The sequence below is a fragment of the Gilliamella sp. Gris3-2 genome, from assembly GCF_001690345.1.
Lineage (GTDB): Bacteria > Pseudomonadota > Gammaproteobacteria > Enterobacterales > Orbaceae > Gilliamella > Gilliamella bombi.
The window spans coordinates 53,464-79,662 of sequence record NZ_LZHB01000028.1; the positions used below are offsets into that span (position 1 = coordinate 53,464).

Consider the following 26,199-nt stretch of genomic DNA (forward strand, 5'->3'; position numbering starts at 1 on the left):
TAAAACTTACTACAACAAAAAAGTACTCTTCGCTAATCCACCTTATAGGTGAATAGTAATTACTAATTTTAACCTTAATTAGTTAAAAACAGTTTAAGCGAAGGATTATGTGTTTCGTTGTGGAAACCATAATCGAGTTCAGTTAGGTGTTGATTAAACTGGTTAAGGGTTGATTCGTCGATTTCAAATGCGGCAAGTACACGACCATAATCGGTACCGTGGCTACGATAGTGGAACATTGATATATTCCAATTAGTCCCTAATGTTTGTAAGAATTTAAGCAACGCTCCTTGCGATTCAGGGAACTCAAAACTGTATACTTGTTCTTGAAGCGGTTTGCAAGGTTTGCCACCAATCATGTAGCGTACATGTAGTTTTGCCATTTCGTCTTCGGTTAGATCCACAACAGGGTATTTTGCAGCAGTAAGTTCTTGCATAATTTCATCTTTTTCTTCACTTTTTGAGATTTTTATTCCCACAAAAATACAAGCAGATTTTTCATCATGATAGCGGTAATTAAATTCGGTTACTGCGCGTCCACCTAATAGCTGACAGAAACTTAAAAAACTACCTTTCTTTTCTGGGATGGTGACTGCTAATAGCGCTTCACGTTTTTCGCCTAATTCACAGCGTTCTGATACATAGCGCAAGCTGTGGAAGTTTAAATTAGCACCTGACAGTATATGAGCAAGTTTTTCACCACAGATGTTATGCTGATCGACATATTTTTTTAGTCCAGCTAATGCTACTGCGCCAGATGGTTCAGCTATTGCACGTACATCGTCAAATAAGTCTTTCACTGCAGCGCAAATTTCGTCGCTATTCACGGTAATAATATCATCAATATATTGTTGGCAAAGTCTGAATGTTTCATCGCCAATTCGTTTGACAGCAACGCCTTCAGCAAAGAGTCCGACACGCTCTAAATCAACAGGGTGACCTGCATCTAATGCAGCTTTTAAGCAAGCTGAGTCTTTAGGCTCAACAGCAATAACTTTGATTGATGGCATGATTTGTTTGATTAATACTGCAATGCCTGCGGCAAGCCCACCACCACCAACAGGTACAAAGATACGGTCTAGTTTGGCATTTTGTTGTAATAGTTCCATAGCAATACTGCCTTGCCCAGCAATTACTAATGGATGATCAAATGGTGGAATAAAGATGCGATTTTGTTCTTTAGCCAGTTCCATTGCTTTGGCTTTGGCTTCGTCAAAGTTGGCACCATAAAGTAATACTTCACCACCAAAACTTTTTACAGCTTCAACTTTGATATCGGCAGTTGTTAGTGGCATAACAATTAAAGAACTGATGCCTAATTTCGTAGCCGAAAAAGCCACTCCTTGCGCATGGTTGCCAGCCGACGCGGCAATAACGCCGCATTTGCGTTCTTCTTCACTTAAGCTGGCTATCATGGCTTGTGCTCCACGGATTTTGAAGCTGTGGACGAGTTGGCGGTCTTCGCGTTTGACAAAAACTTGATTGTGTATTCTTGCCGATATTTTTTCCATTTTTTCAAGTGGAGTTACTTCTGCTACATCATATACGGCGCTACAAAGCGTTGCTTTTAAATAATCTGCACCAGTAAGTTGAGTATTTTCTTGTTTCACAATTAGCCACCTAATTTACTTTTATCTCGTACGGCACCTTTGTCTGCGCTTGTTGCTAAACTGGCGTAAGCTTTAAGCGCAAATGAGACGTAACGATCTCGATTATGAGGCGTAAATGCTTTTTCACCTCGTTCTAGTTCTGCAACTCGTCGACGTTCAAGTTCAGAAGTTGGGACATCTAGTACTAATTTACGATTTGGGATATCAATATCAATAATATCACCATCACGAACAAGACCTATAACGCCGCCATTTGCTGCTTCAGGAGAAATATGACCAATCGATAAGCCAGAGGAACCACCAGAAAAACGTCCATCTGTTATCAATGCACATTTTTTGCCTAGACCCATGGATTTTAAATAACTGGTTGGGTAGAGCATCTCTTGCATACCCGGTCCGCCTTTTGGTCCTTCATAAATGATGACAACGACATCACCTTCAACCACTTTGCCTCCTAATATGCCATCAACAGCATCTTCTTGGCTTTCAAATACTTTTGCTGGGCCTCGGAAAATTAAATTTTCAGTAGCAACGCCTGCGGTCTTAACAATTGCGCCATCTTGTGCCACATTACCATAGAGTGTTGCAAGTCCACCGTCTTGACTATAGGCGTGAGCTTTATCACGAATACAACCATTTATACGGTCATCGTCAAGTGAATCCCAATAGCAATCTTGTGAAAAAGCTTTAGTGGTGCGAATGCCTGCAGGTCCACTACGATACATTTTTTTTACTGCTTCGTCGGTAGTTTGAGTTATGTCGTATTTGGTGAAAGTTTCTTGTAATGTTAGTCCTAAAACGTTGTGCACATTGCGATTTAGTAATCCTGCTTTATCTAGTTCTGACATAATTGACACAACGCCACCAGCTCGGTGAACATCTTCCATATGGTATTGCGCTGTACTTGGCGCTACTTTACATAAATGTGGGACTTTTCGCGATAATCTATCTATATCTGACATGGTAAAGTCGATTTCGCCTTCTTGTGCAGTGGCTAACAAATGTAATACGGTATTGGTTGAGCCACCCATAGCAATGTCTAATGACATAGCATTTTCATATGCCGCTTTTGTTGCAATTGAACGAGGCAGGTAAGATACATCATCATGTTCATAATAACGTTTGGTGATTTCAACAATGCGTTTAGCTGCGTTTAAAAAAAGTTGTTCACGTTGTTTGTGAGTGGCAATAAGTGAACCATTGCCCGGTAATGAAAGTCCTAATGCTTCGGTTAAGCAGTTCATGGAGTTAGCCGTAAACATACCTGAGCAAGAACCACAAGTAGGGCAGGCTGATTCTTCGATGGTTTTGCTATCTTCGTCGCTAACATTTGGGTTAGCACTTTGAATCATTGCGTCAACTAAGTCTAATTTAATGATTTGGTCAGATAGTTTGGTTTTGCCTGCTTCCATCGGTCCACCTGAAACAAAAATGGTTGGGATATTTAAACGAAGCGAAGCCATTAACATTCCCGGTGTGATTTTGTCGCAGTTAGAAATACAGATCATGGCGTCGGCACAGTGTGCATTAACCATATACTCGACAGAATCAGCAATGAGTTCTCTTGAAGGAAGTGAGTAAAGCATTCCACCATGTCCCATGGCAATACCATCATCAACTGCGATTGTATTGAACTCTTTGGCAATGCCACCCGATGCTTCAATTTGTTTGGCAACTAGTTGTCCAATGTCTTTTAAGTGGACATGTCCTGGTACAAATTGTGTGAATGAGTTAACCACCGCAATGATGGGTTTACCAAAGTCTTCATTTTTAACGCCAGTTGCACGCCATAATGCGCGGGCACCAGCCATGTTTCTACCCTCGATCGAGGTTGCTGAACGATATTTAGGCATTTCCTGCTCCCAATTTTATGCAAGTAACCGTGTTTAACGGTTTGTAGTTTTTAATATTAATCACCAAGTTAAAAAGTCATCCGCCAACATAGTTGGCGGATTTTTGGTTTTATTTATTATTTAACAAGATCTAACCAACCATATTTATCTTCAGTTTTACCATTAAATAAACCAAAGAATGTTTGTTGGATTTGTTTGGTGATTGGACCACAACGGCCAATGCCAACTTGGATGCGGTCAACACTGCGCACAGGTGTGATTTCAGCTGCAGTACCTGTCATAAAGACTTCATCTGCCAGATAAAGTGATTCGCGTGATAGTGTTTGTTCTCGCACTTCAATACCAATATCACGTGCTAGCGTTAATACTGCATCACGTGTAATACCGGGTAGTGCCGATGACGATAAAACCGGAGTGTATAAAATGCCATCTTTAATAATAAAGAGATTTTCACCAGCACCTTCAGATAAGTGACCATGAACATCTAACGCAATACCTTCTTGGAAGCCATTTGCTCTCGCTTCAGAACCAATTAATAATGATGATAAATAGTTACCACCTGCTTTAGCTGCGGCAGGAATTGTATTTGATGCAACGCGATGCCAAGATGAGACCATTGCATCAATACCTTTGTCTAATGCTTCTTCGCCTAGATAAGCCCCCCATGGAAATGCAGCTATCATAACATCGGTTTTATAGCCCTCACGTGGGTTAACGCCCATACCCACATCACCAATAAAGACTAATGGGCGAATATAAGCGCTTTTTAAATTATTTTTTTTAATGGTTTGACGTGTAGCTTCCATGATTTCATCAAGAGAATAAGGTACAGGGAAACGATAAATTTTTGCTGAATTTAACAGCCGTTGTGCATGTTCTTTGTGGCGAAAAATGGCAGGACCTTTATGGGTGTCATAACAACGTACACCTTCAAATACTGAAGTTCCATAATGTAAAGCATGTGACATTACATGAACTTTTGCATCTGCCCATGGAATCATGTCACCATTCAACCAAATATAATCAGATTTTGCTGTAGAACTCATTTTGTTTCCCTCTTTATTTTTTAATTTGTTAAGTATGTACTTTGCTTTCGGTATTTTTGCTTTAACGGTCAAGCATTATACTACACTTATTTGTTTATTTAACTGTTAAATTATTTACCATCTTTGATTTAACTTATTATTTAATAATAAGTTGTTTGAGATTATTATTACTCAATTACTATTACATCTTCTAATTTTGATACTTGATTTTGTAGTGTCGAAAACGCTCTTTCGGTGGTTAATATTAATGTCATAATTAGTATGTTGTTTTCAACCGTTTGCATTTGCATTGATTTAATATGACCACCCCGATGACGGATAACCCGTAATATACGTTCAAGTGCCCCCAATTTGTCATAAGCTTTTATGACTAATTGGTATTGTGTTTGTTCGTTCATTGCTTACTCCTCACAACTTCTATCTAGCATGTTTTCGTTTGCTGCTCCAGGTGGTACCAGTGGCCATACGTTTTCTAATTCATCTATGCATACATGTAAAAGATAAGCACCTTTTGAATTAAATAGGTTATCGAGCGCAGTATCGATTTGTGACTTTTTGTTGATAGTTTGCCCAGGTATATCAAATGCTTTAGCTAGCATTAAAAAGTCGGGATTATCTGATAAATTTGTTTCGCTGTATCTTTCGTTAAAAAATAATTCTTGCCATTGGCGAACCATACCTAGGCGTTGGTTATCAATTAATACGATTTTTATTGGCAATTTTTTACGTTTTATAGTGGCTAATTCTTGGACATTCATCATGAAAGATCCATCACCTGATACACAAATTACACAGTCATTGGGTCTTGCCATTTGTGCGCCAACGGCCGATGGTAAACCAAATCCCATTGTGCCAAGCCCACTTGATGTAATAAAGTTTTGAGGGTGATTAAAGCACATATGTTGTGCTGTCCACATTTGGTGTTGTCCCACATCGGTAGTGACAATAGTATTAGCTGATTTTCGCTCAGAGATAGTTTTTAATAAAGTTGGTGCATAAATAGCTTCACCGGGGTGATCATAGCGAGTTGGATGTTGTGCTTTTAATTGATTAATTTTTTTATGCCATTTATCAATTGAAACTGTTTGATTTATTCGTGGTAAAACTTGCCTTATATCGCCTTGTAATCCTAAATGGCTTTGGCGTAATTTGTTGATTTCAGCTTGATCAATATCAATATGAAGTACTTTAGCATGTCGTGCAAATTCATTAAGATTGCCGGTAACCCTGTCATCAAATCGTACTCCTAGGGCAATTAGTAGGTCACACTCTTGCACTGCTAAATTGGCTGCTTTTGTTCCATGCATGCCGACTAATCCTAAATAATAGGGATTATTAATATCGGCAACACCAAGCCCTTTTAATGTTGATACACTTGGAATTTGTGTTAATTCCATAAAGTTTCTAAGTTCGGATATTGCGCCTGAAAGTCCAACACCTCCACCAATGTAAAGCATTGGTTTTTGGGCTTGGGTGATCATTTGTTTGGCTTGTTTTATATCATCAGGCAAGATTGGGTATAGTTGAGTTTTATTCTGTGCAATTTTTAATGAGGATGGTGTTAAATAGTTATGATAATCTAGGTTTGCAAGCTGTATATCTTTGGGAACATCAATTAATATTGGTCCCGGTCTTCCCGAATTGGCTAAGTTAAACGCCTCTTCTAATATATTGGGTAAATCGTGTGCATCATCGATTAAATAACTGTGTTTGGTGCAAGCAAGAGATAATCCTAAAACATCAACTTCTTGAAAGGCATCAGTGCCAATAAGTTTGGTTGGTACTTGACCAGTTATAGCAACAATCGGAACAGAATCAATCAAAGCATCAGCAAGACCTGTAATGATGTTAGTTGCACCAGGACCCGAGGTGGCAATGCAAACACCAGTTTTTCCTGTTGCACGAGCGTAACCAATAGCCGCCATGGCAGCACCTTGTTCATGACGACATAGTACATGTTCAATACCCCCGTCATAAAGTGCATCGTATAGAGGCATAATTTGTCCACCAGGATATCCAAAAACGATGGTTACGCCTTTTTCTTTTAAGGTTTTTACTATCCACTGTGTTCCTAACATTTATTCCTCGCTTGTACTTTACCTATCCATTAACCATAAAAAAACCCCCGCTTTTTGGGAGCGGGGGTTTTCTGATTTATGTATAAACATATTTTTTATTCAAAAACGCCCCCGCGCAGGAATAATGACCACGCTGACAATAATATTGATGAGGACGATTTTGAGTGAAAATTTCATAATGTTGGATGATTAACTTTTTATCATTTTTTAAAATATTTTTAACAAAATACCCTTTTTTAAAAAAAGTGCAACAGTTTTTTATTGCTTTTGCTATTTAGCATAAATAGTTTGTGAAAAAGTTTCAGGAAACACTGTGTTTTAGTATAAAAATATCGGTTTTAATAATTTGGTTTGATGTTTTTGCAATGTCAGTGTATAAAAAATAAATATAAGTAATATAAAGAAATATCGAATATTTAAAAAATGATATCAGTATGAAAATATTGCAACTAATTATTTTTGTTATTTTTAAATTGGTTTTAATAAACTTTGATAACGCTAAAAAACTTCACAAGATACATCTACCTCGGATTGGGAAAATAGTAATGAGATAAATGAGCTTAAAAAATTTTCTAAATGGTGTTAACTATCACTACGATATAAATAATAAAAAAATCATAATAATTTATCTAAAATCAATATGTTGTAAATAAAAGCAATCTGTTTTTTAAATTTTCTTTTACTAGCTTCGTATATGTTAATTTGATACACTTAGTTCAGTGCAAGATTATGCAATATTTAAGGTTTCGGCTTTACTAATTTCAATGACCTCACCAAGCCAATCATAGAAAGCCGCCTTTGTTTATTATTAGCCTCACTTTGTTTGTTTAAAAATCTTTGGGGATAATATTGAGCAATGCTATTAAGTTTAAAAAAGAATATTCTAATTTTTGTTGTCAGTAAATATAATTTATTGAATTAATTAGTTATTTTAAAGATTAAAATAGGTTTATCAATAGGATTTTGTGATTATTAATTGATTTCATTTAAGTTATATCGAATTTGTTTTCAAATACATGTTTAACTTAGGAGAAAATTATGAGCAAACAAATCTATAATCCACTTACCAAATATCATCATGATAAGTTCCCAAAACAAACACAAGTTGCACCAGCTTTACAGTGTGAAATGACCCCAACTCCTGATTGTGGTGAAAAAAGCTATCAAGGCCATGGCCGCTTAGAAGGACGTAAAATGCTTGTTACTGGTGGCGATTCTGGTATTGGTCGGGCGGCAGCGATTGCTTATGCTAAAGAAGGTGCTGATGTAGCAATAAATTACCTTCCTTTCGAGCAAAAAGACGCGGAAGATGTTGCTAAGGTTATTCAAGCGGCTGGGCGCAAAGCTGTATTGATCCCTGGTGATTTGAGTGACGAGACTTTTTGTAAAAAATTAGTTGAAGAGGCGCACCATCAATTAGGTGGATTGGATAATTTGACATTGGTTGCTGGTAAGCAGGTTGCTGTTGAAGATATTATGGAACTTACTACCGAGCAAATTAAGAAAACCTTTGAAGTTAATGTGTTTTCGCTTTTTTGGTTAACTAAAGCGGCTTTAGGTTACTTAAAACCAGGATCAACCATTATTACAACTTCATCTGTTCAGGCTTATCAGCCTAGCAGTAATTTATTAGATTATGCTTCAACTAAAACAGCTATTATTGCATTTACACGTGGATTAGCTAAACAATTAGGTCATAAAGGTATTCGTGTAAATTCTGTTGCCCCAGGTCCAGTTTGGACTCCATTACAAATTTGTGGTGGTCAACCAAGTGACGCTATTCCTGAATTTGGTAAACAAACTCCTTTACAACGAGCTGGCCAACCTGTTGAACTTGCTGGTGTTTATGTGCACTTAGCATCTGAAGAATCAAGTTATACAACTGGCGAAACTTATGGTGTTACAGGTGGTATGCATATTAACTAATTGATATTTGTTATAGTAAAAGAGTTTATTTAAACTCTTTTACTATTAACATTAGATAAAATTAACTTTTATAATAAAATGGTTATTATGAGTTAATTCATGGTAGTTAAAAAATTAAATAAAAAAGGAATAAAAATGAAACTTTTTAAAGTGATCACTTTAGTAGTGTTAGGGCTTTTTTTAGTCAATTGTGATAATTCAAAATCAAAAACTGATGATATTGAACAACAAGCCAAACAAACAAGTTCAGAAGTAAGTGACAAGGCTAATCAAACAGGTGCAGAAATTAGCGATAAAGCCAATCAATTAAGCTCAGAAATTGGTGATAAGGCTAGCCAATTAAATGCAAAAATTGAAGACCAAGTTAAGCAAGTAAGCTCAGCAATTAGTGATAAAGCTAAAGATTTGTATGAACAAACAAAATCAGAAAAAGATGAGATGCTTAATAAGATTGAAGAAGGTAATTATAATGTTGCTCAAGGTTTGATGATCAAGGCGATTAAAACAAAATTACCTGCAACAATTGATTCGAGTGTAACTTTAGTTGATGTATCGTCAGATAGCAATGCAATTAATTATAAATATATTGTGAATAATATCACTAAAGATGCATTACAGGCTAAAACTAATCAAAAAAATTTACAGGATAAATTGGTTGCGTTTTATTGTGGTGATGATTCTAGCATGAAGACTTTAAGATTAGTATTCCCTAGAGGAGCTAACCATAATTATTATATCAATGACGATAAGGTATTTTCAGTAGATGTAAAACCAAGTGATTGTGATGATGATGATTAAATATATTTTTATTAATTTGAATAACTAGTTAAATTTTATTAATATAAAAGGGCTGATTGAAGCCCTTTTTATTTTGGACGCTCTTTCTTAAGAGTGTTCATTTACAGCTCTTTTAAAGGTTAATTAATATTATTATTACTGTTTTTGTATTTTTATAGTTTTATCTTTTAAAAGATATCAGGTAGTGATGAATTAGCTTAGGTAGGAATGAATGAATATGAAAGGCATGAAAGTAACATTTGTGATGTTAATGGGGATAATATTATTTGGTTTTAACAATTCAGAAGCAAAAGTTATAGGTACTCAGCGAACTGGTATTCAAGAGAATATGGATATTGTTGAAAGAGGACAAAATATTATTGCTCAATCAACACCTGAAAAAATTAAAGAATTTAATGAGCAAAAAGATGGTGATTATAGTTTTGCTCAAGATTCGGTTGTTGCAGGTATAAAAGAAAAGTTACCCATTGTGATTGATAAATTTACGATGTTCAATGACATATCAAAAGATAACAATAAACTTATTTATAAATATATTATGAAAGGTTTGCCTAAAGATGTGATATTGCTAAAGCAAAATCAGCAATCTGTATTAAAAACGATAGTTACTTTATATTGTGGTAATGACCCAAATGTTGAAGCGTTGAAACTCATATTCCCAAATGGAGTAAGTCATAATTATTATCTTGAAAATGAGAAAATTATGTCGTTTGATTTGAAACCGAGTGATTGTGATTCTAAATAACCATTAATCAACTTAAAAAATACTAGAAACCATCAGCACTAAATGAGTGGGGGCTTATTAAAGCTTACTTTTTGTTTTAAATTGTAAATTTTTTATGTACTTTTTTCACTGATATTTTACAATTTATCGACCATTTTTTAAATAAGTGGTCGATATGTAATTTATAAAATTTACTCAAAGGAATAATAATGAAAAGTTTAAAAACAGTGTCAGCAATTTTGATAGGCTTGGTTCTTTGTAGTTGTGATAATTCAAAATCTGATGCTAATAAAGTAGTTGGTGATTCTTCAAAAAATACTGAATTAAGTCGTTTGCAAGAAACTATTATTAACGAAGCAAAAAAAATGCTTCCAGTTAAAGTTGATGCAAAAACTAATTTGATTGATATAACTAAAGATAATGATTTAATTAATTATAAATATGTAATTGATAGTTCAAAAGATGAGGTATCAATTCCTGATACTCAAAAAATGACGACAGAAAGTCTAAAAACACTTTATTGTAGTAATAGCTCACAAGTTAAACAACTTAGGGATGCATTCCCAAATGGCGTTAGTCATAATTACTATATTCATGATGAAAAATTGTTTAGTGTTAAATTGACGCCAGCTTCTTGTACTGCTAACTAAAGTAGTTTGTTTTAATTTTTGATATAATTTATTAATGTGATATAAAACAGGGTGATTTACCCTGTTTTTTTTGAGTTATTCTAGTTCTTTACCTTTTGTTTCTGGTATTAAAAATACAAATGCAGCCGCTGATAATAAATAAGCAGCAGACAGTAAAGCTAATGCGTAGCTAATTGAATAAACAGTAGCTAAATATGCAATTAAAACTTGCGATATTCCTGCAATTCCTCGACCTACATTAAAAATAATATTTTCAGCACTTGAACGGGCATCTGTTGGGTAATGTTCAGCAAGCAATGCACCATATCCGCCCATCATACCATTTACAAAAAAGCCAATTGCTGAACCAAATATGATTAATATAAACATATCAGTTTGATGAAAATAAAACCAAATTGAAACTGCCGAAACGAATAAAAATAGGATATAAGAAGGACGGCGACCAAATTTATCACATAACCAACCAAAAATTAAGATCCCTAATGACATACCAATTGTTGTTGAAATGGTCCAGAACATTGTATTTTTGAATGGCAATTTGAGTTCAGTTGCAATCATATTTGGCATCCAAACCATGAGCCCATAAAAACCAAAATTTTGTACTGCACAGGCAATAGTTAACCCTATTGTAGTTGCTACGGTTCGAGGATTTTTAAATAATTTGCCAATGGCTATTTTATTTTTATTTTGGGCTTTTAAATTTTGCCAGATTTCTGGCTCTTTTAGGCCTTTACGTGTCCAAGCAACAAATAGCGCTGGTAGTACTCCCATGGCAAAAGCCCAGCGCCAACCATAAATTTCACCAATAAAATTAACGGTTAATGCGGCTAAAATGATACCAGCTTGAAAGCCTAATGCAACAATGGATGTTGCTCTTGAACGTTTATTTTTAGGCCAGCTTTCTGAAACTAGAGTCATACCAATTCCAAATTCACCACCAAGACCAAGTCCACTTAAAAAGCGAAAAATTAAAAAGCATTCATAGTTAGGTGAAATTGCACATAACCCTGTGAAAAGAGAAAATATTAAAATAGTCCATGAAAAGACTCTTACTCGACCATATTTATCGGCAAGGATACCAAATAAAATACCGCCTAATACGGCACCAAGTAAGGTTACTGATGTTAAGGTTCCTAAATCAGCTTTAGTTAGATTAAAGCTGGTCGAGATTAGACTAAAACATACACCTAAAATCATCATATCCATGCCATCAAGTGCGTAACCGACAGTGGATGCAAAAAGGGTTCTTTTTTGATACGGGGTTGTGTGTTCGTTTTCACTTTCTGCTTGCAAGGCTGTGTTTGCTTCAGTGTTCATGTATACCTCTAGTTTTTAAAAATAGATGTTACTTAAAATTTGCGTTTTATGATGTTTAATTTGTGATTAAACGGAGGGTAAATTAAAGCGGGGCAAGTATATACTTAAAACTAGTAAAAAGCCAAGCTTAATGCCCTAAACAGTCGTTTTATCTGCCGATTTTGTTATCGGCAGTTGATTTATTTAATCTTCAGCAAAGTGCCAATAACCTTTGTTGACAAGATCAAGCATGACTTTAAGTGTGTTTTTATCCTGCAACTGTTCGTAATTAAGTGTTTCAGTTTCACAAAGTAGATCAATGATAGGCATTGGTAAGTCAATTTTTTCACCATGAATATAGCCAAAATTGCCTACTTTAAAAATTCGAATGCTTAGTACACGGTTTAGTTCTGCACCAGCTTTTAGTAATAATTCAAATTCTTCATAATTGTATGGTGGTTCAACTGGTACAATATTTAGATCGTGCATTGGTAGAGTAATGTATTTGCCAAACCAATCGTTAAATAATGTAGGTGTTTTGATTAGGTCGATAATTTGATTTTGTACTTTTGTTAGTTCATAAGGTTGAACGCGATGAGGATCATTAGGTAGCTTTAAATCTGGATCTTGATAATAAACACTAATTGGTAGGTTATCAATGACATAATCAGCAAAGCTACTTAATAGTTGTTGTGATGTTTGTGTCATAAAGCCAACGGAATAACTTAATGATTCTCCAATGGATATACCATTATGCGGACAACCTGTTGGAATGTATAGAATGTCGCCTGTGGTGAGCTCTTCGTCAATGATTGGTTGATATTCTTCGACATGTAATAATGCTTTGTGTGCATTAAATTGTTTATAATTTGGATCGCCATTGCCTACTTGCCAACGCCTGCTACCCATGCCTTGAATAATAAATACATCATAATTATCAATATGAGGTCCAACTCCAGCGCCTTGGGTTGCGTAAGAAATCATTAGATCATCAAATTGCCATTGTGGAAGGCATTTAAAAGGTTTAAGTAAGGTCGCTGCTTGTTCATGCCAATGGTCAACGGCTTGTACTAGCAAACTCCAATGATCTTCACCTAAGTTATCGTATTGAGTAAATGGTCCGAATTTAGCATCCCAAACACCATCTTTATTAGAAACAATTCGGCTATCAATTTCTTCTTCCATCGCTAAACCAGCTAGTTCGTCTGGTGTTATGGGATCAATAAAATTAACAAATGCTTTGCGTAAGATTACCGTTTTTTTTTGCCAATAGTTTGTTAAAAAATCATCCCAATCAATAGTTAATTTATAATTCATTTAATTTTCCTTGAAGATTGAATAACTGGCAAAAATTATGGGTGGTTTTTTGGGCTATATCCTCTAAAGAAACACCTTTTAAAGCAGATAAATATTGTGCAACTACACGAACATACGCTGGTTGGTTTTCTTTACCTCGATATGGCACGGGGGCAAGATAAGGTGAGTCAGTTTCGACCAAAATACGATCAAGTGGAACATATTTAGCAACTTCGCGTAAGGCCTCGGCATTTTTAAAGGTGATAATCCCTGAAAAGGAAATATAAAAACCAAGATCCAATAGTTGTTTTGCTGTTTCGATATCTTCTGTAAAACAGTGCAAAACACCAGAGTGGACATGCTCTTCTTTTAAAATTCTTAAAGTGTCTTCTTTAGCATTACGTGTATGGACAATAATGGGTTTGCTTAGCTTTCGCCCTAATCGGATATGTTCTTTAAATATAGTTTGTTGTAGTTCTAAGTTGTCTTGTTGGTAGTAATAATCAAGTCCTGTTTCACCAAGGGCAATGACATTATCTTCTTGTGCTAAGGTTTGAAAGCGTTCAGCATCGTAGGTTTCGTCATCAAGATTAAGTGGATGAATCCCACATGAGAAAGAGCATTGATTTTGATAAGGTGTAAGCTTATGTTTCATCGATTCATAGCCAGATAGTGTTGTTGCCACGCTTAGGCAATGTTTAACGCTATTGTTGATAGCTTCTTGTAAAACATCTTTGATGGATTTAGTACTAAAGTCTAAACTATCTAAATGACAGTGAGAATCAATTAAAAACATAAAAATCTCTTCTTTATTTATCTTAATGTTGTTCAAAATCACGAACAGGTTTTATTGTTGACCATGAACGGCAAGCAGGGCATAACCAGTAGAGTGAGTTAACTGTGAATCCACATTTTTGGCATCGATAATTGGGTACCGCTTTTATTTGTTCGCCAACCATGTTGCGTAAAAGTAAAAGGCTTTCTTTAGCTTTACCTTGTTCTGCATCAGCAACATGATAGTTCATTAATCGATAAAAACCTTTTAAGTTAGGGTGTTTCAGTAATTCTCGATACATATAGTATTGTGCGGTGTCTAGACCTTTTTCTTTTTCGATAACATCAGCAAGCATTAATTCAGCAACATTACCTGTATCTTGATCGACACATATTTGTAAAAATTCTTGAAATTCATATTGATTATTTAGCTTTAGGTAACACTCTTTTAATGCAGGTAATGCTTCGCCAATAAAAGCTTTGTCCTGCAGTAATATTTGCTTAAAAGATTTGATAGCTTGCTCAGTTTTGTTTTGTAGCATAAGAACTTGCCCCAACATGAGTGAAGTACGAGCACATTTAGTGTCTGCCATTGCTGATTTTTGTAATAGGCTATTGGCTTTATCGAGATCATCATTATCAATCGCTATTGACGCCAATTCACAATAAAATTGTGCAATATCGGTTTTGTATTTTACATTACCAAGTTTGACCAATTTAGTTGCCATGTTGATGGCATTTATCCATTCACTGGTTGATTGATATATGATGATAAGTTGTTGTAATGCATGTTGTTGAAAGTCTTCTTCATCAATTAATTGTAAAAATGTCTCTTCAGCACGATCGTAAAATCCTGCAACCATGTAATCTCGACCTAGTTGTTGAATAGCTAATAGTCTCTGTTCGAATGTTAAAGATGAACTTTCTAATAGTGCTTGATGAATACGGATAGCACGATCAACTTCGCCTCGAGAGCGAAATAAATTGCCCAATGTTAAATGGGCCTCAAGTGTGCCATCATCTTCTTTTAACATGTCTAAGAAAAGATCGACAGCTTTGTCTTTTTGATTTGATAAAAGAAAATTCAAACCATCAACATATTCACGAGATAGCCGATTAGATTGATTTAGATGTTTCTGTTTTGCATTTCTGTCACCCATATACCAACCGTATGCGGCGGCAATAGGAAGTAACAAAAATAACAGTTCAAACATAGTAACCTATTCTTAATTAGTTTTAGTTGTGTTTATTTGCTGATTATTAGCCATGCCTTCATCATATTTTTTTTGTAATTTATTTAGTTTACGTTTTGTTGATGAGTGCTGTAATTTAGATTTTAGAAAGAAAATACCGGTTAATATCCAACCAACAATAAACCCCGAACCAAATAAAATAGCTAATAAGACTGATAAGCGGGTTTCAGTTTTAGCCACCAAATAATTGAATGTTACTATTTGATCATTAGCCGATCCTATTGCTATTGAGATGGCAAAGATGATAATTATCAATAAAATTGATATAACAAATTTCATAATGTTGACCTTTCTTTTTTTTGTTTTAGTTAAACTCTTTCGTTTATTATACTCTTCTATTCTTATAATTTCTTTTTGCATTTGGCTAGTTAGATTATTAACTGTATTGCCTAAAAATAATATTGTTTGTTGTAAATGTCACTTTCTCAAAATATTTAATAATCATTTGTCTACTATATGCCATTTTCTAGCATAAAAATAGCAAATTAATGAGATTATCCATGCGATTAATATACTTGTTATTAGATCAATAGGACTATGCATGCCTAATAATAACCGGCTTAATTCAATTAATATTGACCAAATAATGATAGAAGATACTATCACATAATGCTGTCTAAATTTTAGTAATATTAAGGCCAATAGTGCCCAAGTTACAGCTAACAAGGTATGCCCAGAAGGAAAAGCATATCCCGTTTCATTTTGCCAGTGGCCTGATAACCAACTAGGGATTGTTGATGAATTGTTAAATAATTGATGAATAATTTTTTTTCTTTCTGAACCTGATTTCGAATAAAATTGTTGATCACTAATATTATATTCCTGAGCCATCCAAAGTACATAAGGCCGTGATTCAGCGGTTTGTGATTTTAAAAGGCTTTTAATTATTTGCCCACTTAATATTGCGCTAACAAGAAGTAACCATAATAATATGATTCTTTTTTTTGTTTTTTGGGGTAATAGCAGACAAAATACAATGAATAGAATTGTTGAGGTGATAATTCCCCAAGGAAAACTTGCTGTTTCAGTTATTAAAAATAAACATTTAGATGTATTATTTAAGGTTGCTGGTTGCCAATGCCAATTTATGGCTATAATAGTAAAAGGAACAGCTAAGAAAATAGCCAATAAGACTATTGTTTTTTTTATTACTAACCTCATTTATAAACTCAATTAAGTATAAATTGCTTTTGCTTAATATTTTAGCATAGAAGATAAATTTATTTTTATAAAATCTTATTTATCGTTATTGAAAACGGAGATAATAATGCAATTAAAACGTGTTGCACAAGCGAAATTGCCGACGCCTTGGGGGTGTTTCATTATTGTTGGATTTGAAGAAATTGCAACAAAAAAGGATCATGCCGCATTAGTATTTGGTGATATATCTGGCGATACACCAGTTCTCACAAGAATTCATTCTGAATGCTTAACAGGCGATGCGCTTTTTAGCTTACGCTGTGATTGTGGTTTTCAGTTAGAAGCAGCCTTAAAACAAATTGCAAAGGAGGATAAAGGGATTTTAATTTATCACCGGCAAGAAGGACGCAATATTGGTTTATTGAATAAAATCAGAGCTTATGCGCTACAAGATCAAGGCTTGGATACGGTTGAAGCTAATGAGCAATTGGGGTTTGCAGCAGATGAACGAGATTTTACTCTATGCGCAGATATGCTGACTTTATTAGGCGTATCACAAATTCGCTTATTAACCAACAATCCCGAGAAAATACGAGTGCTTGAACAATCAGGAATTAAAATTATACAACGGGTGCCATTGGAAGTTGGTGGAAATCCAAACAATGAGCATTATCTAGAAACAAAAGCAAATAAAATGGGACACTTACTTCATTTGCATCACTATAATTGCAATCACTAAAAATTTAAGTTAACTAAGAGAACTTATTGGTTTGTAATTGAATTTATCCAAAATAGTAAAAATGTTGAAATAAAAACTCAAAATAGAAAATATTATTTTGAGTTTTTTGTTACTTGATAATAAGAGAAAAATTTTAATTTAGGTTTATGTGATAATTGCCAATTATTTGGCACCTTTAAAATCAATTTTTATCGCTGCGTAGCACACCACCATTAGCAATCTGATCTTTAGATAATTCGTGCATTATGATTTGTACTGCTTCTGGTTTACAGTTAAGGGTTTCAACGATGGCATTAGTTACGCGTTTTGCCATTTCTCTTTTTTGCTCTATAGTGCGGCCTTCTAAAAAATCTATAACGACATTAGGCATAGATATCTCCTAGTGATTATTAATTTGGGCAAGTTGTTCATCAGTTAATGCGATTTCATCGTTATGGCATATGCTAATGCTAGATTTTATAATTTGTTCAGCAATGGCTTTAGCTTCATCTAATGAGTGCATTTCATAGGTACCACATTGATACTCATTCAATTCAGGAATCTGATTTTGTGATTTTACATTTAATACGTTATGCATTGATTTTAGCCATGCATCTACAACTAGTGCTTCATTGGGCTTGCCAATTAAGCTCATATAAAAGCCTGTACGACATCCCATTGGTGAAATATCGATTATTTCAACTTTATCACTGTTAAGATGATCGCGCATAAAACCAGCAAATAAATGTTCTAATGTATGAATTCCTTTTTCTGGAAGGTTGTCTTTATTTGGAATGGTAAAGCGTAGATCAAACACAGTAATGCTGTCACCTTTTGGGGTCACCATTGTTTTTGCAATTCGCACAAAGGGTGCTTTCATTTTTGTGTGATCAACTTTAAAACTGTCTAGTAAAGGCATAATTTCCTCCTTGTTATTTGATAATTGTTATTCTAATCAATTTACTAATAAGTACCAGTAGATTTGATATTTACTGATCAAGTAAATTTATTAATTCTTGCTCATCAATAACTTTTATTCCTAGTTCTTGAGCCTTATTAAGTTTAGAGCCTGCTGCTTCTCCTGCAATGACTAGATCAGTGTTTTTCGAAACACTGCCTGTTACTTTGGCGCCTAGTTGCTTTAATTTATCTTTGGCTTCATCTCGTGTTAAAACCGACAATGTACCAGTTAATACTACAGTTTTTCCTGAAAAAGGTGAGTTAATGGCGATCTCTTGTACCTGTGGAATGACATCTTGCCAGTGAATGCCTACTTCATTACTGGTTAGTTGTTCAATTACATTGCGATTATGTGGTTCTTGAAAAAAGTCAATAATGCTTTCTGCAATGACGGCACCAATTTCGTTTACTGATTGTAGTTTTTCTAGTGAGGCATTCTCAATTGCTGATAAACTACCAAGTTGGTTAACAAGATTTTCGGCAGTAACTTCACCAACATTCGGAATTCCAAGCGCAAATATAAAACGGCTTAATGTAGTATTTTTAGATACCTCTAGTGCATTTAATAAGTTATTGGCAGATTTTTCCCCAATTTTATCTAAACTACATAGCGTTGGTAGATTTAGTTTATATAAATCTGCTGGTGTTTTGACATATTCTTTATCAACTAATTGTTCAATAATTTTTTCTCCCATACCATCAACATTCATTGCTCGCCGTGAAACAAAATGCTTTAAGGCTTCTTTTCGTTGTGCAGGGCAAATCAAACCTCCAGCACAGCGTGATATCGCTGCACCTTCGTCTCGAACTATTTGCGAGCCACAAATAGGGCAGTGTGTCGGGAAGATGATTTCTTTTGTGTCGGCGGGTCTTCTATCTACTATGACGGCTACTATTTTAGGAATAACGTCACCAGCTCGGCGTATTGTTACATAGTCACCCTCACGGATACCTAATCGGATTATTTCATCGCTATTATGTAATGTCGCATTGCTCACAATAACGCCAGCAACTGATACAGGTTCAAGCCTTGCTACAGGAGTAATTGCACCTGTTCGCCCAACTTGAAAGTCTACTTTATTTAATTTTGTAATTTCTTCTTGAGCCGGATATTTAAATGCTGTGGCCCATCTTGGTGCTCGAGCAACAAATCCAAGCTGATTTTGTAGTTCAATACTATTAACTTTAATTACTACACCATCGATATCAAAATCTAATGACATACGCTGTTCACCAATTAGTTTAAAATAATCTAGAGCGGCTTGCACCCCTTGGCGTTTTTGTACTTTATTACTAACTGGTAACCCCCAAGCTTTAAATTGCATTAAACGATCGTAATGAGTGTCAGGTAATGTGGTACCTTCGACAATACCAACACCATAACAAAAAAATGCTAATGGTCTTTTTGCTGTAATTTTAGGATCTAATTGTCTTAATGAACCAGCGGCTGCATTACGTGGATTGGCAAATACTCTTTCGTTATGCTTTTCTGCATCTGCGTTGAGTTTTTCGAAGCCTTTATGTGTCATAAAGACTTCTCCTCGAACTTCTAATCTAGAAGGGATGTTATCGCCTCTTAGAACTAGTGGAATTGTTTTGATAGTCTTTACATTGGCTGTTATGTCTTCTCCTGTTGTACCATCTCCTCGTGTTGCTGCTTGTATAAAACGACCATTTTCATAAAGAAGACTGACAGCAAGTCCGTCAAGTTTGAGCTCACAACAATATTCAACCTGTTCAGCATCGTTTAAATGAAGACGATCTTTAACTCGTTTGTTAAATGCAATAAAGCTAGCATCATCAAAGACATTATCTAGTGATAGCATAGGTATTTCATGTTTAATGGATGCAAATTGGGCTAATGGGGAACCACCAACTCGTTGAGTTGGTGAGTCGGGAGTAATAAGATCTGGGTTTTGCTGTTCTAATGTTTGTAGTTGCTTTATTAATTTATCATATTCAACATCGGGAATTTCTGGTGTATCAAGGACATAATAACAGTATTCATGATGTCTAATTAGGTTGCGTAGTGAAGTCAATTGCTTCGCTATGTCTTTATTCAATTCAGGTGTATTTACTGAATTTTTTGTTTCATTATGTAGCGACATGGTTATATGCTCTTATTAAAACGAAGGTTTGGGAAAATATTATAAATAGGTTATATTCATTTTTATCCACCAATCCAAGTTGGTGGAATTTTTTAAAAGATTTGCTGAAAAGACTACGGTTAAATTTCGTTACTGACCTTTTTAATACGTTCTTTATAACTGTCTATTTTTTGAGGGGTTAGCATATGATGTTCATCATCTAATACTACACCGTTGACATCGTCAGCTATGCGTTGTGCTGTTTGCAACATTAATTTGAAGTTTTGCTGATTGTTACCCTCTGTAGGCGCAACCATAAAAATAGACACACCAGGTGTGGTAAATTCATGCATTGTATCGGGATCCAAATATCCAGGTGTCACCATATTGGCTAAACTAAATAATATTGCTCCATTACCCGCAGGATCTACATGGCGGTGATAAATTCTCATATCACCGAACTGAAAACCAGATTGCATAATGCTAGCGAGTAACACATCACCTTGTAATAATTTTCCGTTAATGCCTGTGATATTTAATACAATAATTTCGGTTGTGGATTGTTCAGTGTCAATATTTAGTTTTTTGGGTTCTTCGTTATGTTTAATTTCATTATTAGTATCTGATGGTTTTTCTTTCGTTGTAAGAATTAAATCAGGTTGTTGTTCATCCTCAAAAAGATCAAGTTCAACATTGACAGCTGGTTCTTTCGTTGTTTCAGTATTAATCTCTTGTTTGTCGTTATTATCAACAAATAAATCTTCTTGTTGAGGTATTTTCTCTTGCTCTTTTGTGAGTTCATTAATAATTACATCGTTTTCAACGGTTTCACTGCTTTTTGTTGTTTTAGGTTTGAGTAAGATAACATCATCATCTTCTTCTATGTCATTCATAGAATAGTTTTGATATTGTTGAGTATTTTGTTCAAATTTTCCTTTTTTATTTGAACTAAAAAGCGAAGAACGTTCTTTTTTATTGATCCAAAACCCATGGATGAGCAATGCAATAATGACCAAGGATGCAACAACAACTAGAACAATACGTAAATTATCCATAATAACCATCTCTGTATTAAATTAAATATAGACTCAAATTATTCAATCATCTTTTGAAAAAGTGATTGCGGAGTACAGTAATGTAAATTTTTTATTCTTTATTAGCAATATGAATTAATATTCATTAAAGCAACCATATTTGATATTTGTAGTATAACATTTTATTTAAGATACTTTATAGCACAAAAAATCAATTACTCTATATTACTTTATTTCTAGCAATAATCCTAATTAGCAATACTTTTTTTAGTATCATAATCTAACTAGCTATTTTTTAGAACTCTGTGCTATTAACTTGTAAAGATACTTACAATCTATGCATATTTTTTGTAAAATCGCCGATTACTTTTAACTAAGATCAATTATTAAAAATTAAAATAATTATTAAGTTTACTGAGGTCATTTTTATATGAGATTTAACAAGCTATTATTAGCCTTGCCTGTGGCGTGTGCTAGCCTACTTTTATTAACAAGTTGTGATAATGGCAATTCAAAAAATGGTAATAATAAATTACCGAAGGTAACTGTATTTAAAGTGGAACCATTGAATTACACATTAAAAATTGGTTTACCAGGTAGGGTTGTTGCATCTCAAATTGCTGAAATTAGGCCTCAAGTAGGTGGTATCGTCTTAAAACGCGAGTTTGATGAAAGTTCGAATGTTAAGGCCGGACAATCTCTTTATCAAATAGATCCAGCTATTTATCAAGCTAATTATGATAGTGCGGTAGCAAGTGTTGCTAGCGCTAAAGCGAATGCAAATATTGCTCAACTTACTCTTAAGCGTTACGCTGGATTATTAAATACTAAATCAATCAGCCAACAAGATTACGATAAAGCAGCTGCAGATGCTAAACAGGCTGAAGCTGCAGTATTAGTTGCACAAGCAGCTGAGCATACAGCTAAAGTCAATTTAGAATATACAAAAGTGTATTCACCAATTGATGGGTATATAGGTAAATCAAGTGTGACTGAAGGGGCATTAGTGTCGGCAGGTCAATCGACACCACTTGCACTAGTTCAACAACTAGACCCAATTTATGTCGATATGACAGAAGCGGCTACTCGTTATAATAAATATATTCAGGATGAAAACGTAATTTATGAACCAGTAAAAGGTAATAATGTCGAATTATACTTTAATGATGGTTCTAAATACGCTTATCCAGGTAGTGTAAAATTTTCTGATATGACTGTAAATGAAACAACGGGTACAGTAACTTTGCGGTCACAATTTACAAATAGTGAAGGGAAAATTTTACCCGGCATGTTTGTTAAGCCTCAGTTGACATTAGGCTATATCAAAAATGCAGTGCTTGTTCCACAGCAAGGAATTACCAGCAATAAGTTAGGGCAATATACTGCAAAAATTTTGAAACCTGATAATACAGTAGAGTATCGACAAGATATTCAAGTATACACAGGAGTTGGTGGTTATTGGGTTGTAACAAAGGGAATTAACATTGGTGAAGAGGTTATTATTACTGGATTACTTAATTTAACTTCTGTTGAAAAACCTCAAAAAGATGCTCCACCTATGAAAGTAGAAAAAGTCGGAGATCCTAATACACTTTCACAAGAACAATTAGACAGTATCATAAAAAACAGTGTGAAATAAAACAGGAGTAGGTGAATTATGGCTAAGTTTTTTATTGATAGACCTGTTTTTGCATGGGTAATTGCTATCATGATGATGCTAGGAGGTGCTTTATGTATCAAGCTACTAGCTGTTGAGCAGTACCCTGACATTGCCCCTCCTGCTGTAACTGTTAGTGCTGTTTACCCAGGTGCCGATGCACAGACCATCGAAAATACTGTTACTCAGTTGATTGAGCAGAATTTAACTGGATTGGATAATCTAATTTATATGAAATCAACCAGTAGTGCACAAGGTGTTGTTCAAACGACGTTAACCTTTGCTCCTGGAACTAATCCCGATTTTGCTCAAGTACAAGTGTTAAATAAAGTAGAGAGTATTAAATCAAGGCTACCAGAAAGTGTGCAAAAAAATGGTGTTTCTGTTGCAAAAAATAACACCAACTTTTTAAAGGTTGTGGGTTTTTATTCAACAAATCCTAAAAAAACACAAGCTGATATTGCTGATTTTGTTTATTCAACAGTGCAAGATCAGATTAGACGTGTACAGGGTGTAGGTGATACTCAATTGTTTGGTTCTGAATATGCAATGCGTATTTGGCTTGATCCAAATAAATTGACCTATTTTAATTTATCAATTGAAGAAATCATTGCGGCTATTCAAGCACAAAATGCGCAAGTAACAGCAGGGCAATTAGGTGCCTTACCATCAACAGATGGACAAGAACTCAATGCGACAATTACTGCTCAATCACGTTTAAAAACACCCGAACAATTCCAAAATATTTTAGTGCGTGTAAATACAGATGGTTCTAATCTTTTATTAAAAGATATAGCAACGGTTGAAATTGGTGCGTCTGATTATAACTTTATTTCTTATTATGATGGTAAAGCATCTGCAGGCCTTGGTATTTATTTGGCAACAGGAGCTAACCAATTAGAAACTTCTGATCAGGTAGATAAAAAATTAGCTGAATTATCAAAAATCTTTCCTGAAGATATTCACTATGCTTATCCATATGACACAACACCATTTGTAAAATTATCAATTAATAACGTAGTACATACATTGATTGAAGCTATTATTTTAGTTGTTATTGTAATGTATGTCTTTTTACAAAATCTTCGTTCGACACTTATACCTACGATTACCGTACCTGTGGTATTGCTAGGAACTTTTGCTGTTTTGTATATCTGTGGGTTTACGATTAATACATTATCTATGTTTGCAATGGTGCTTGCCATAGGCTTGTTGGTAGATGATGCAATAGTTGTTATTGAGAACGTTGAACGTATTATGCATGATGAAGGTTTATCACCTTATGATGCAACCGTTAAATCGATGGAACAAATTACTTCAGCGTTGGTTGGTATTGCAGTCGTGTTATCTGCAGTATTCGTTCCTATGGCGTTTTATGGAGGTGCAGCGGGTGGAATTTACCGCCAATTTTCAATTACCATTGTAACAGCAATGGCATTATCAGTATTGATGGCAATCGTATTAACTCCAGCACTTTGTGTTCAAATTTTAAAAGCACCATCCAAAAGTAAATTAAAAAGAAATTCATTAGTTGAAAAGTTAGAATCTATATCACTATTTAGTTGGTGTTCTGTTGGCACCAAAAAATTCTTTAAATGGTTTAACGAGTTCTATGAAAAAAGTTTACGCCATTATGAAAAAGGTGTAATAAAAGTTGTTCGTTATCCATTAATAGCTTTTGTTTGTTATGCTTTAATTCTAGTTGGATTAATCTTTGGTTTTAATCGGTTACCTACTGGTTTTTTACCTAATGAAGATCAGGGTGTGCTTTTAGTTATGGTTGAGCTACCGCCAGGATCAACTTTAGAGCAAACTATGTCAGTTTTAAATAAAACGGCAAAATTTTATACTGAGCAAAAAGCTGATTCAGTTGAGGAAATATTTACTGTAGCTGGATTTAGTATGGTTGGTCGTGGGCAAAATATGGGGCTAGGCTTTGTTCGATTAAAAAATTGGGAACAACGTAAACGCGCTGATCAAAAAGTTAATGCTTTAGTCGCTAGCGGTTGGGGATTTGCTTCTACTATAACCGAGGGGAGGGTAATTGTTACCAACTTACCAGCTGTTCCAGCATTAGGTATGGCTAATGGTTTTTCTTATGTGCTGAAAGATACGGCTAGTTATGGTCATGATGCTTTGGTAGGTGCATTTTTCCAAATGTTGGGTCAAGCTTCTCTTCATCCTAAACTGCAACAAGTTAGACCGGGAAGTATGCTAGATGTTCCACAGTACAAAATTAATGTTGATTTTGAAGCAGCACAAGCACTGGGCGTTTCGGTAAATTCAGTAAATACTGTATTGTCCACAGCTTTAGGTTCTGCTTATATTGACGATTTTGTTTATAATAACCGAGTTAAAAAAGTATACTTACAATCTGATGCACCATATCGTATGCTACCAGATGATTTTAGCTATTGGCATGTTAAAAATAAAAATGGTGAGATGGTTCCATATGATGCATTTGCTACTACGACAAAAACTTATGGTTCTCCTTCACTGGTTCGTTATGATGGTGTGGCAGCAATGGAGATAAGCGGTTCAGCCGCTCCAGGTCTAAGCTCTGGACAAGCAATGGCTGTGATGGAAGAGTTGTCCCAAAATTTGCCAAAAGGATTTACTTTTGACTGGACAGGTATATCTTATCAAGAACGTCAGACAGGATCACAAACAACAACACTTTATATTATTTCGATTATTGTTGTGTTTTTATCATTAGCTGCATTGTATGAAAGTTGGACAGTGCCAATTTCGATCTTATTTGTTATTCCTCTTGGGATTTTAGGTACAGTATTTGCAACTATGTTTAGAGGGCTTGATAACGATATTTACTTTATTGTAGGACTATTAACGACAATGGGGTTATCTGCTAAAAATGCTATATTGATTGTAGAATTTGCCAAAGATGCCTTGGAAAAAGAGGGTAAATCATTGATTGATGCTACACTTGAAGCTTGTCGCCTTCGCCTACGCCCGATTTTAATGACTTCGTTTGCCTTTATTTTAGGGGTGTTACCGCTAGCATTAAATAGCGGTGCTGGTTCCGCTAGCCAAAATGCGGTAGGTACTGGTGTAATTGGTGGTATGTTGACAGCAACATTTTTAGCAATATTTTATGTTCCCTTGTTCTTTTTATTTGTAACAAAACTATTTACAAAACATAAAAATAAAGCAGTGTTACCTGTTAACCGTTCTTAAAAGCAATAACTAAATAGCTAGTTTTGGTACATATATGGCCTTGATGTATAGTTCTATAGGTCATATATAACTTAAGCGAGCTATTAAAATAACGAAATGCGCCG

At 34.8% G+C, this 26,199-nt stretch carries 22 protein-coding genes; 7 read left to right on the top strand and 15 right to left on the bottom strand.

What is annotated here, in order from left to right; genetic code table 11:
* Window positions 1-74: 74 nt before the first annotated feature.
* The 5 genes from ilvA to ilvG all read right to left on the bottom strand — a co-directional run bounded on the left by ilvA (window position 75) and on the right by ilvG (window position 6,587).
* Window positions 75-1,610: a threonine ammonia-lyase, biosynthetic gene (gene ilvA / locus A9G32_RS05010; protein ID WP_065589313.1), complete on the bottom strand. Its 1,536-nt coding sequence runs from the start codon at window positions 1,608-1,610 to the stop codon at window positions 75-77.
* A 2-nt stretch (window positions 1,611-1,612) separates the two neighbouring features.
* Window positions 1,613-3,463 carry a dihydroxy-acid dehydratase gene (gene ilvD, locus A9G32_RS05015; RefSeq protein ID WP_065589312.1) on the bottom strand — a complete coding sequence of 617 codons (1,851 nt, stop codon included), beginning with the start codon at window positions 3,461-3,463 and terminating at the stop codon, window positions 1,613-1,615.
* A 116-nt stretch (window positions 3,464-3,579) separates the two neighbouring features.
* The gene (locus tag A9G32_RS05020) at window positions 3,580-4,509 is read right to left on the bottom strand and encodes a branched-chain amino acid transaminase (RefSeq protein WP_065589311.1); all 930 of its coding nucleotides are present in this window, start codon (window positions 4,507-4,509) and stop codon (window positions 3,580-3,582) included.
* Window positions 4,510-4,676: 167 nt separating this feature from the next.
* On the bottom strand, window positions 4,677-4,907 hold the full coding sequence (gene ilvM / locus A9G32_RS05025; protein ID WP_065575606.1) for an acetolactate synthase 2 small subunit: 231 nt from the start codon (window positions 4,905-4,907) through the stop codon (window positions 4,677-4,679).
* Window positions 4,908-4,910: 3 nt separating this feature from the next.
* Window positions 4,911-6,587: an acetolactate synthase 2 catalytic subunit gene (gene ilvG, locus A9G32_RS05030; RefSeq protein WP_065589310.1), complete on the bottom strand. Its 1,677-nt coding sequence runs from the start codon at window positions 6,585-6,587 to the stop codon at window positions 4,911-4,913.
* 1,038 nt (window positions 6,588-7,625) lie between these two features.
* Between ilvG and A9G32_RS05035 the strand changes: the two genes are divergently transcribed.
* From A9G32_RS05035 to A9G32_RS05050, 4 genes are all read left to right on the top strand, one after another.
* Window positions 7,626-8,513, top strand: coding sequence for an SDR family oxidoreductase (locus A9G32_RS05035; protein ID WP_065589309.1), 888 nt, complete (start codon window positions 7,626-7,628; stop codon window positions 8,511-8,513).
* 135 nt (window positions 8,514-8,648) lie between these two features.
* Complete coding sequence (locus A9G32_RS05040; RefSeq protein WP_141672657.1) at window positions 8,649-9,311, top strand: hypothetical protein; 663 nt, start codon at window positions 8,649-8,651, stop codon at window positions 9,309-9,311.
* 211 nt (window positions 9,312-9,522) lie between these two features.
* Entirely contained in the window at window positions 9,523-10,056 is a 534-nt protein-coding gene (locus A9G32_RS05045) for a protein K (protein ID WP_141672656.1), read from the top strand.
* Between the two features lie 188 nt (window positions 10,057-10,244).
* On the top strand, window positions 10,245-10,685 hold the full coding sequence (locus A9G32_RS05050; RefSeq protein ID WP_065589306.1) for a hypothetical protein: 441 nt from the start codon (window positions 10,245-10,247) through the stop codon (window positions 10,683-10,685).
* Between the two features lie 75 nt (window positions 10,686-10,760).
* Here A9G32_RS05050 and A9G32_RS05055 read toward each other — a convergent pair whose 3' ends face one another.
* From A9G32_RS05055 to A9G32_RS05080, 6 genes are all read right to left on the bottom strand, one after another.
* Window positions 10,761-12,002, bottom strand: a complete 1,242-nt coding sequence (locus A9G32_RS05055) for an MFS transporter (RefSeq protein ID WP_065589305.1) — start codon at window positions 12,000-12,002, stop codon at window positions 10,761-10,763.
* A 183-nt stretch (window positions 12,003-12,185) separates the two neighbouring features.
* The gene (locus tag A9G32_RS05060) at window positions 12,186-13,298 is read right to left on the bottom strand and encodes a ribosomal protein uL16 3-hydroxylase (protein WP_065589304.1); all 1,113 of its coding nucleotides are present in this window, start codon (window positions 13,296-13,298) and stop codon (window positions 12,186-12,188) included.
* On the bottom strand, window positions 13,288-14,073 hold the full coding sequence (locus A9G32_RS05065; protein ID WP_065589303.1) for a YchF/TatD family DNA exonuclease: 786 nt from the start codon (window positions 14,071-14,073) through the stop codon (window positions 13,288-13,290). The genes A9G32_RS05060 and A9G32_RS05065 overlap by 11 nt, the downstream gene beginning before the upstream one ends.
* Window positions 14,074-14,095: 22 nt before the next feature.
* A complete protein-coding gene (gene lapB / locus A9G32_RS05070) occupies window positions 14,096-15,265 on the bottom strand; it encodes a lipopolysaccharide assembly protein LapB (RefSeq protein WP_065589302.1) in 1,170 nt (389 codons plus the stop codon).
* A 12-nt stretch (window positions 15,266-15,277) separates the two neighbouring features.
* On the bottom strand, window positions 15,278-15,583 hold the full coding sequence (locus A9G32_RS05075) for a LapA family protein (protein ID WP_034914045.1): 306 nt from the start codon (window positions 15,581-15,583) through the stop codon (window positions 15,278-15,280).
* A 162-nt stretch (window positions 15,584-15,745) separates the two neighbouring features.
* Window positions 15,746-16,465 carry a phosphatase PAP2 family protein gene (locus A9G32_RS05080; RefSeq protein ID WP_065589301.1) on the bottom strand — a complete coding sequence of 240 codons (720 nt, stop codon included), beginning with the start codon at window positions 16,463-16,465 and terminating at the stop codon, window positions 15,746-15,748.
* A gap of 106 nt (window positions 16,466-16,571) precedes the next feature.
* Here A9G32_RS05080 and ribA point away from each other — a divergent pair, with 106 nt between their 5' ends.
* A complete protein-coding gene (gene ribA, locus A9G32_RS05085) occupies window positions 16,572-17,183 on the top strand; it encodes a GTP cyclohydrolase II (protein ID WP_065589300.1) in 612 nt (203 codons plus the stop codon).
* 181 nt (window positions 17,184-17,364) lie between these two features.
* Here the strand turns inward: ribA and A9G32_RS05090 are convergent, their stop codons facing one another.
* The 4 genes from A9G32_RS05090 to zipA all read right to left on the bottom strand — a co-directional run bounded on the left by A9G32_RS05090 (window position 17,365) and on the right by zipA (window position 21,264).
* Window positions 17,365-17,553 (bottom strand): 2-hydroxymuconate tautomerase, encoded by a 189-nt coding sequence (locus tag A9G32_RS05090; protein WP_034914162.1) that lies wholly within the window; start codon window positions 17,551-17,553, stop codon window positions 17,365-17,367.
* Between the two features lie 9 nt (window positions 17,554-17,562).
* Entirely contained in the window at window positions 17,563-18,081 is a 519-nt protein-coding gene (luxS, locus tag A9G32_RS05095; protein ID WP_065589299.1) for an S-ribosylhomocysteine lyase, read from the bottom strand.
* A gap of 70 nt (window positions 18,082-18,151) precedes the next feature.
* Window positions 18,152-20,230, bottom strand: coding sequence for an NAD-dependent DNA ligase LigA (gene ligA, locus A9G32_RS05100; RefSeq protein ID WP_065589298.1), 2,079 nt, complete (start codon window positions 20,228-20,230; stop codon window positions 18,152-18,154).
* A 119-nt stretch (window positions 20,231-20,349) separates the two neighbouring features.
* The gene (gene zipA, locus A9G32_RS05105) at window positions 20,350-21,264 is read right to left on the bottom strand and encodes a cell division protein ZipA (protein ID WP_176701318.1); all 915 of its coding nucleotides are present in this window, start codon (window positions 21,262-21,264) and stop codon (window positions 20,350-20,352) included.
* A 409-nt stretch (window positions 21,265-21,673) separates the two neighbouring features.
* Here zipA and A9G32_RS05110 point away from each other — a divergent pair, with 409 nt between their 5' ends.
* A complete protein-coding gene (locus tag A9G32_RS05110; protein ID WP_065589297.1) occupies window positions 21,674-22,882 on the top strand; it encodes an efflux RND transporter periplasmic adaptor subunit in 1,209 nt (402 codons plus the stop codon).
* Between the two features lie 18 nt (window positions 22,883-22,900).
* Window positions 22,901-26,095, top strand: a complete 3,195-nt coding sequence (locus tag A9G32_RS05115; RefSeq protein ID WP_065589296.1) for an efflux RND transporter permease subunit — start codon at window positions 22,901-22,903, stop codon at window positions 26,093-26,095.
* The last annotated feature ends 104 nt before the right edge of the window (window positions 26,096-26,199 follow it).

Coding starts and splice junctions, on each gene's coding strand:
- A9G32_RS05035 (WP_065589309.1), top strand. CDS start 7,626: ATGAGCAAACAAATCTATAATCCACTTACCAAATATCATCATGATAAG.
- A9G32_RS05080 (WP_065589301.1), bottom strand. CDS start 16,465: ATGAGGTTAGTAATAAAAAAAACAATAGTCTTATTGGCTATTTTCTTA.
- A9G32_RS05060 (WP_065589304.1), bottom strand. CDS start 13,298: ATGAATTATAAATTAACTATTGATTGGGATGATTTTTTAACAAACTAT.
- luxS (WP_065589299.1), bottom strand. CDS start 18,081: ATGCCTTTACTAGACAGTTTTAAAGTTGATCACACAAAAATGAAAGCA.
- ilvG (WP_065589310.1), bottom strand. CDS start 6,587: ATGTTAGGAACACAGTGGATAGTAAAAACCTTAAAAGAAAAAGGCGTA.
- ilvM (WP_065575606.1), bottom strand. CDS start 4,907: ATGAACGAACAAACACAATACCAATTAGTCATAAAAGCTTATGACAAA.
- A9G32_RS05115 (WP_065589296.1), top strand. CDS start 22,901: ATGGCTAAGTTTTTTATTGATAGACCTGTTTTTGCATGGGTAATTGCT.
- ribA (WP_065589300.1), top strand. CDS start 16,572: ATGCAATTAAAACGTGTTGCACAAGCGAAATTGCCGACGCCTTGGGGG.
- A9G32_RS05090 (WP_034914162.1), bottom strand. CDS start 17,553: ATGCCTAATGTCGTTATAGATTTTTTAGAAGGCCGCACTATAGAGCAA.
- ligA (WP_065589298.1), bottom strand. CDS start 20,230: ATGTCGCTACATAATGAAACAAAAAATTCAGTAAATACACCTGAATTG.
- A9G32_RS05075 (WP_034914045.1), bottom strand. CDS start 15,583: ATGAAATTTGTTATATCAATTTTATTGATAATTATCATCTTTGCCATC.
- zipA (WP_176701318.1), bottom strand. CDS start 21,264: ATGGATAATTTACGTATTGTTCTAGTTGTTGTTGCATCCTTGGTCATT.
- A9G32_RS05020 (WP_065589311.1), bottom strand. CDS start 4,509: ATGAGTTCTACAGCAAAATCTGATTATATTTGGTTGAATGGTGACATG.
- ilvD (WP_065589312.1), bottom strand. CDS start 3,463: ATGCCTAAATATCGTTCAGCAACCTCGATCGAGGGTAGAAACATGGCT.
- lapB (WP_065589302.1), bottom strand. CDS start 15,265: ATGTTTGAACTGTTATTTTTGTTACTTCCTATTGCCGCCGCATACGGT.
- A9G32_RS05045 (WP_141672656.1), top strand. CDS start 9,523: ATGAATATGAAAGGCATGAAAGTAACATTTGTGATGTTAATGGGGATA.
- A9G32_RS05065 (WP_065589303.1), bottom strand. CDS start 14,073: ATGTTTTTAATTGATTCTCACTGTCATTTAGATAGTTTAGACTTTAGT.
- A9G32_RS05110 (WP_065589297.1), top strand. CDS start 21,674: ATGAGATTTAACAAGCTATTATTAGCCTTGCCTGTGGCGTGTGCTAGC.
- A9G32_RS05050 (WP_065589306.1), top strand. CDS start 10,245: ATGAAAAGTTTAAAAACAGTGTCAGCAATTTTGATAGGCTTGGTTCTT.
- A9G32_RS05040 (WP_141672657.1), top strand. CDS start 8,649: ATGAAACTTTTTAAAGTGATCACTTTAGTAGTGTTAGGGCTTTTTTTA.
- A9G32_RS05055 (WP_065589305.1), bottom strand. CDS start 12,002: ATGAACACTGAAGCAAACACAGCCTTGCAAGCAGAAAGTGAAAACGAA.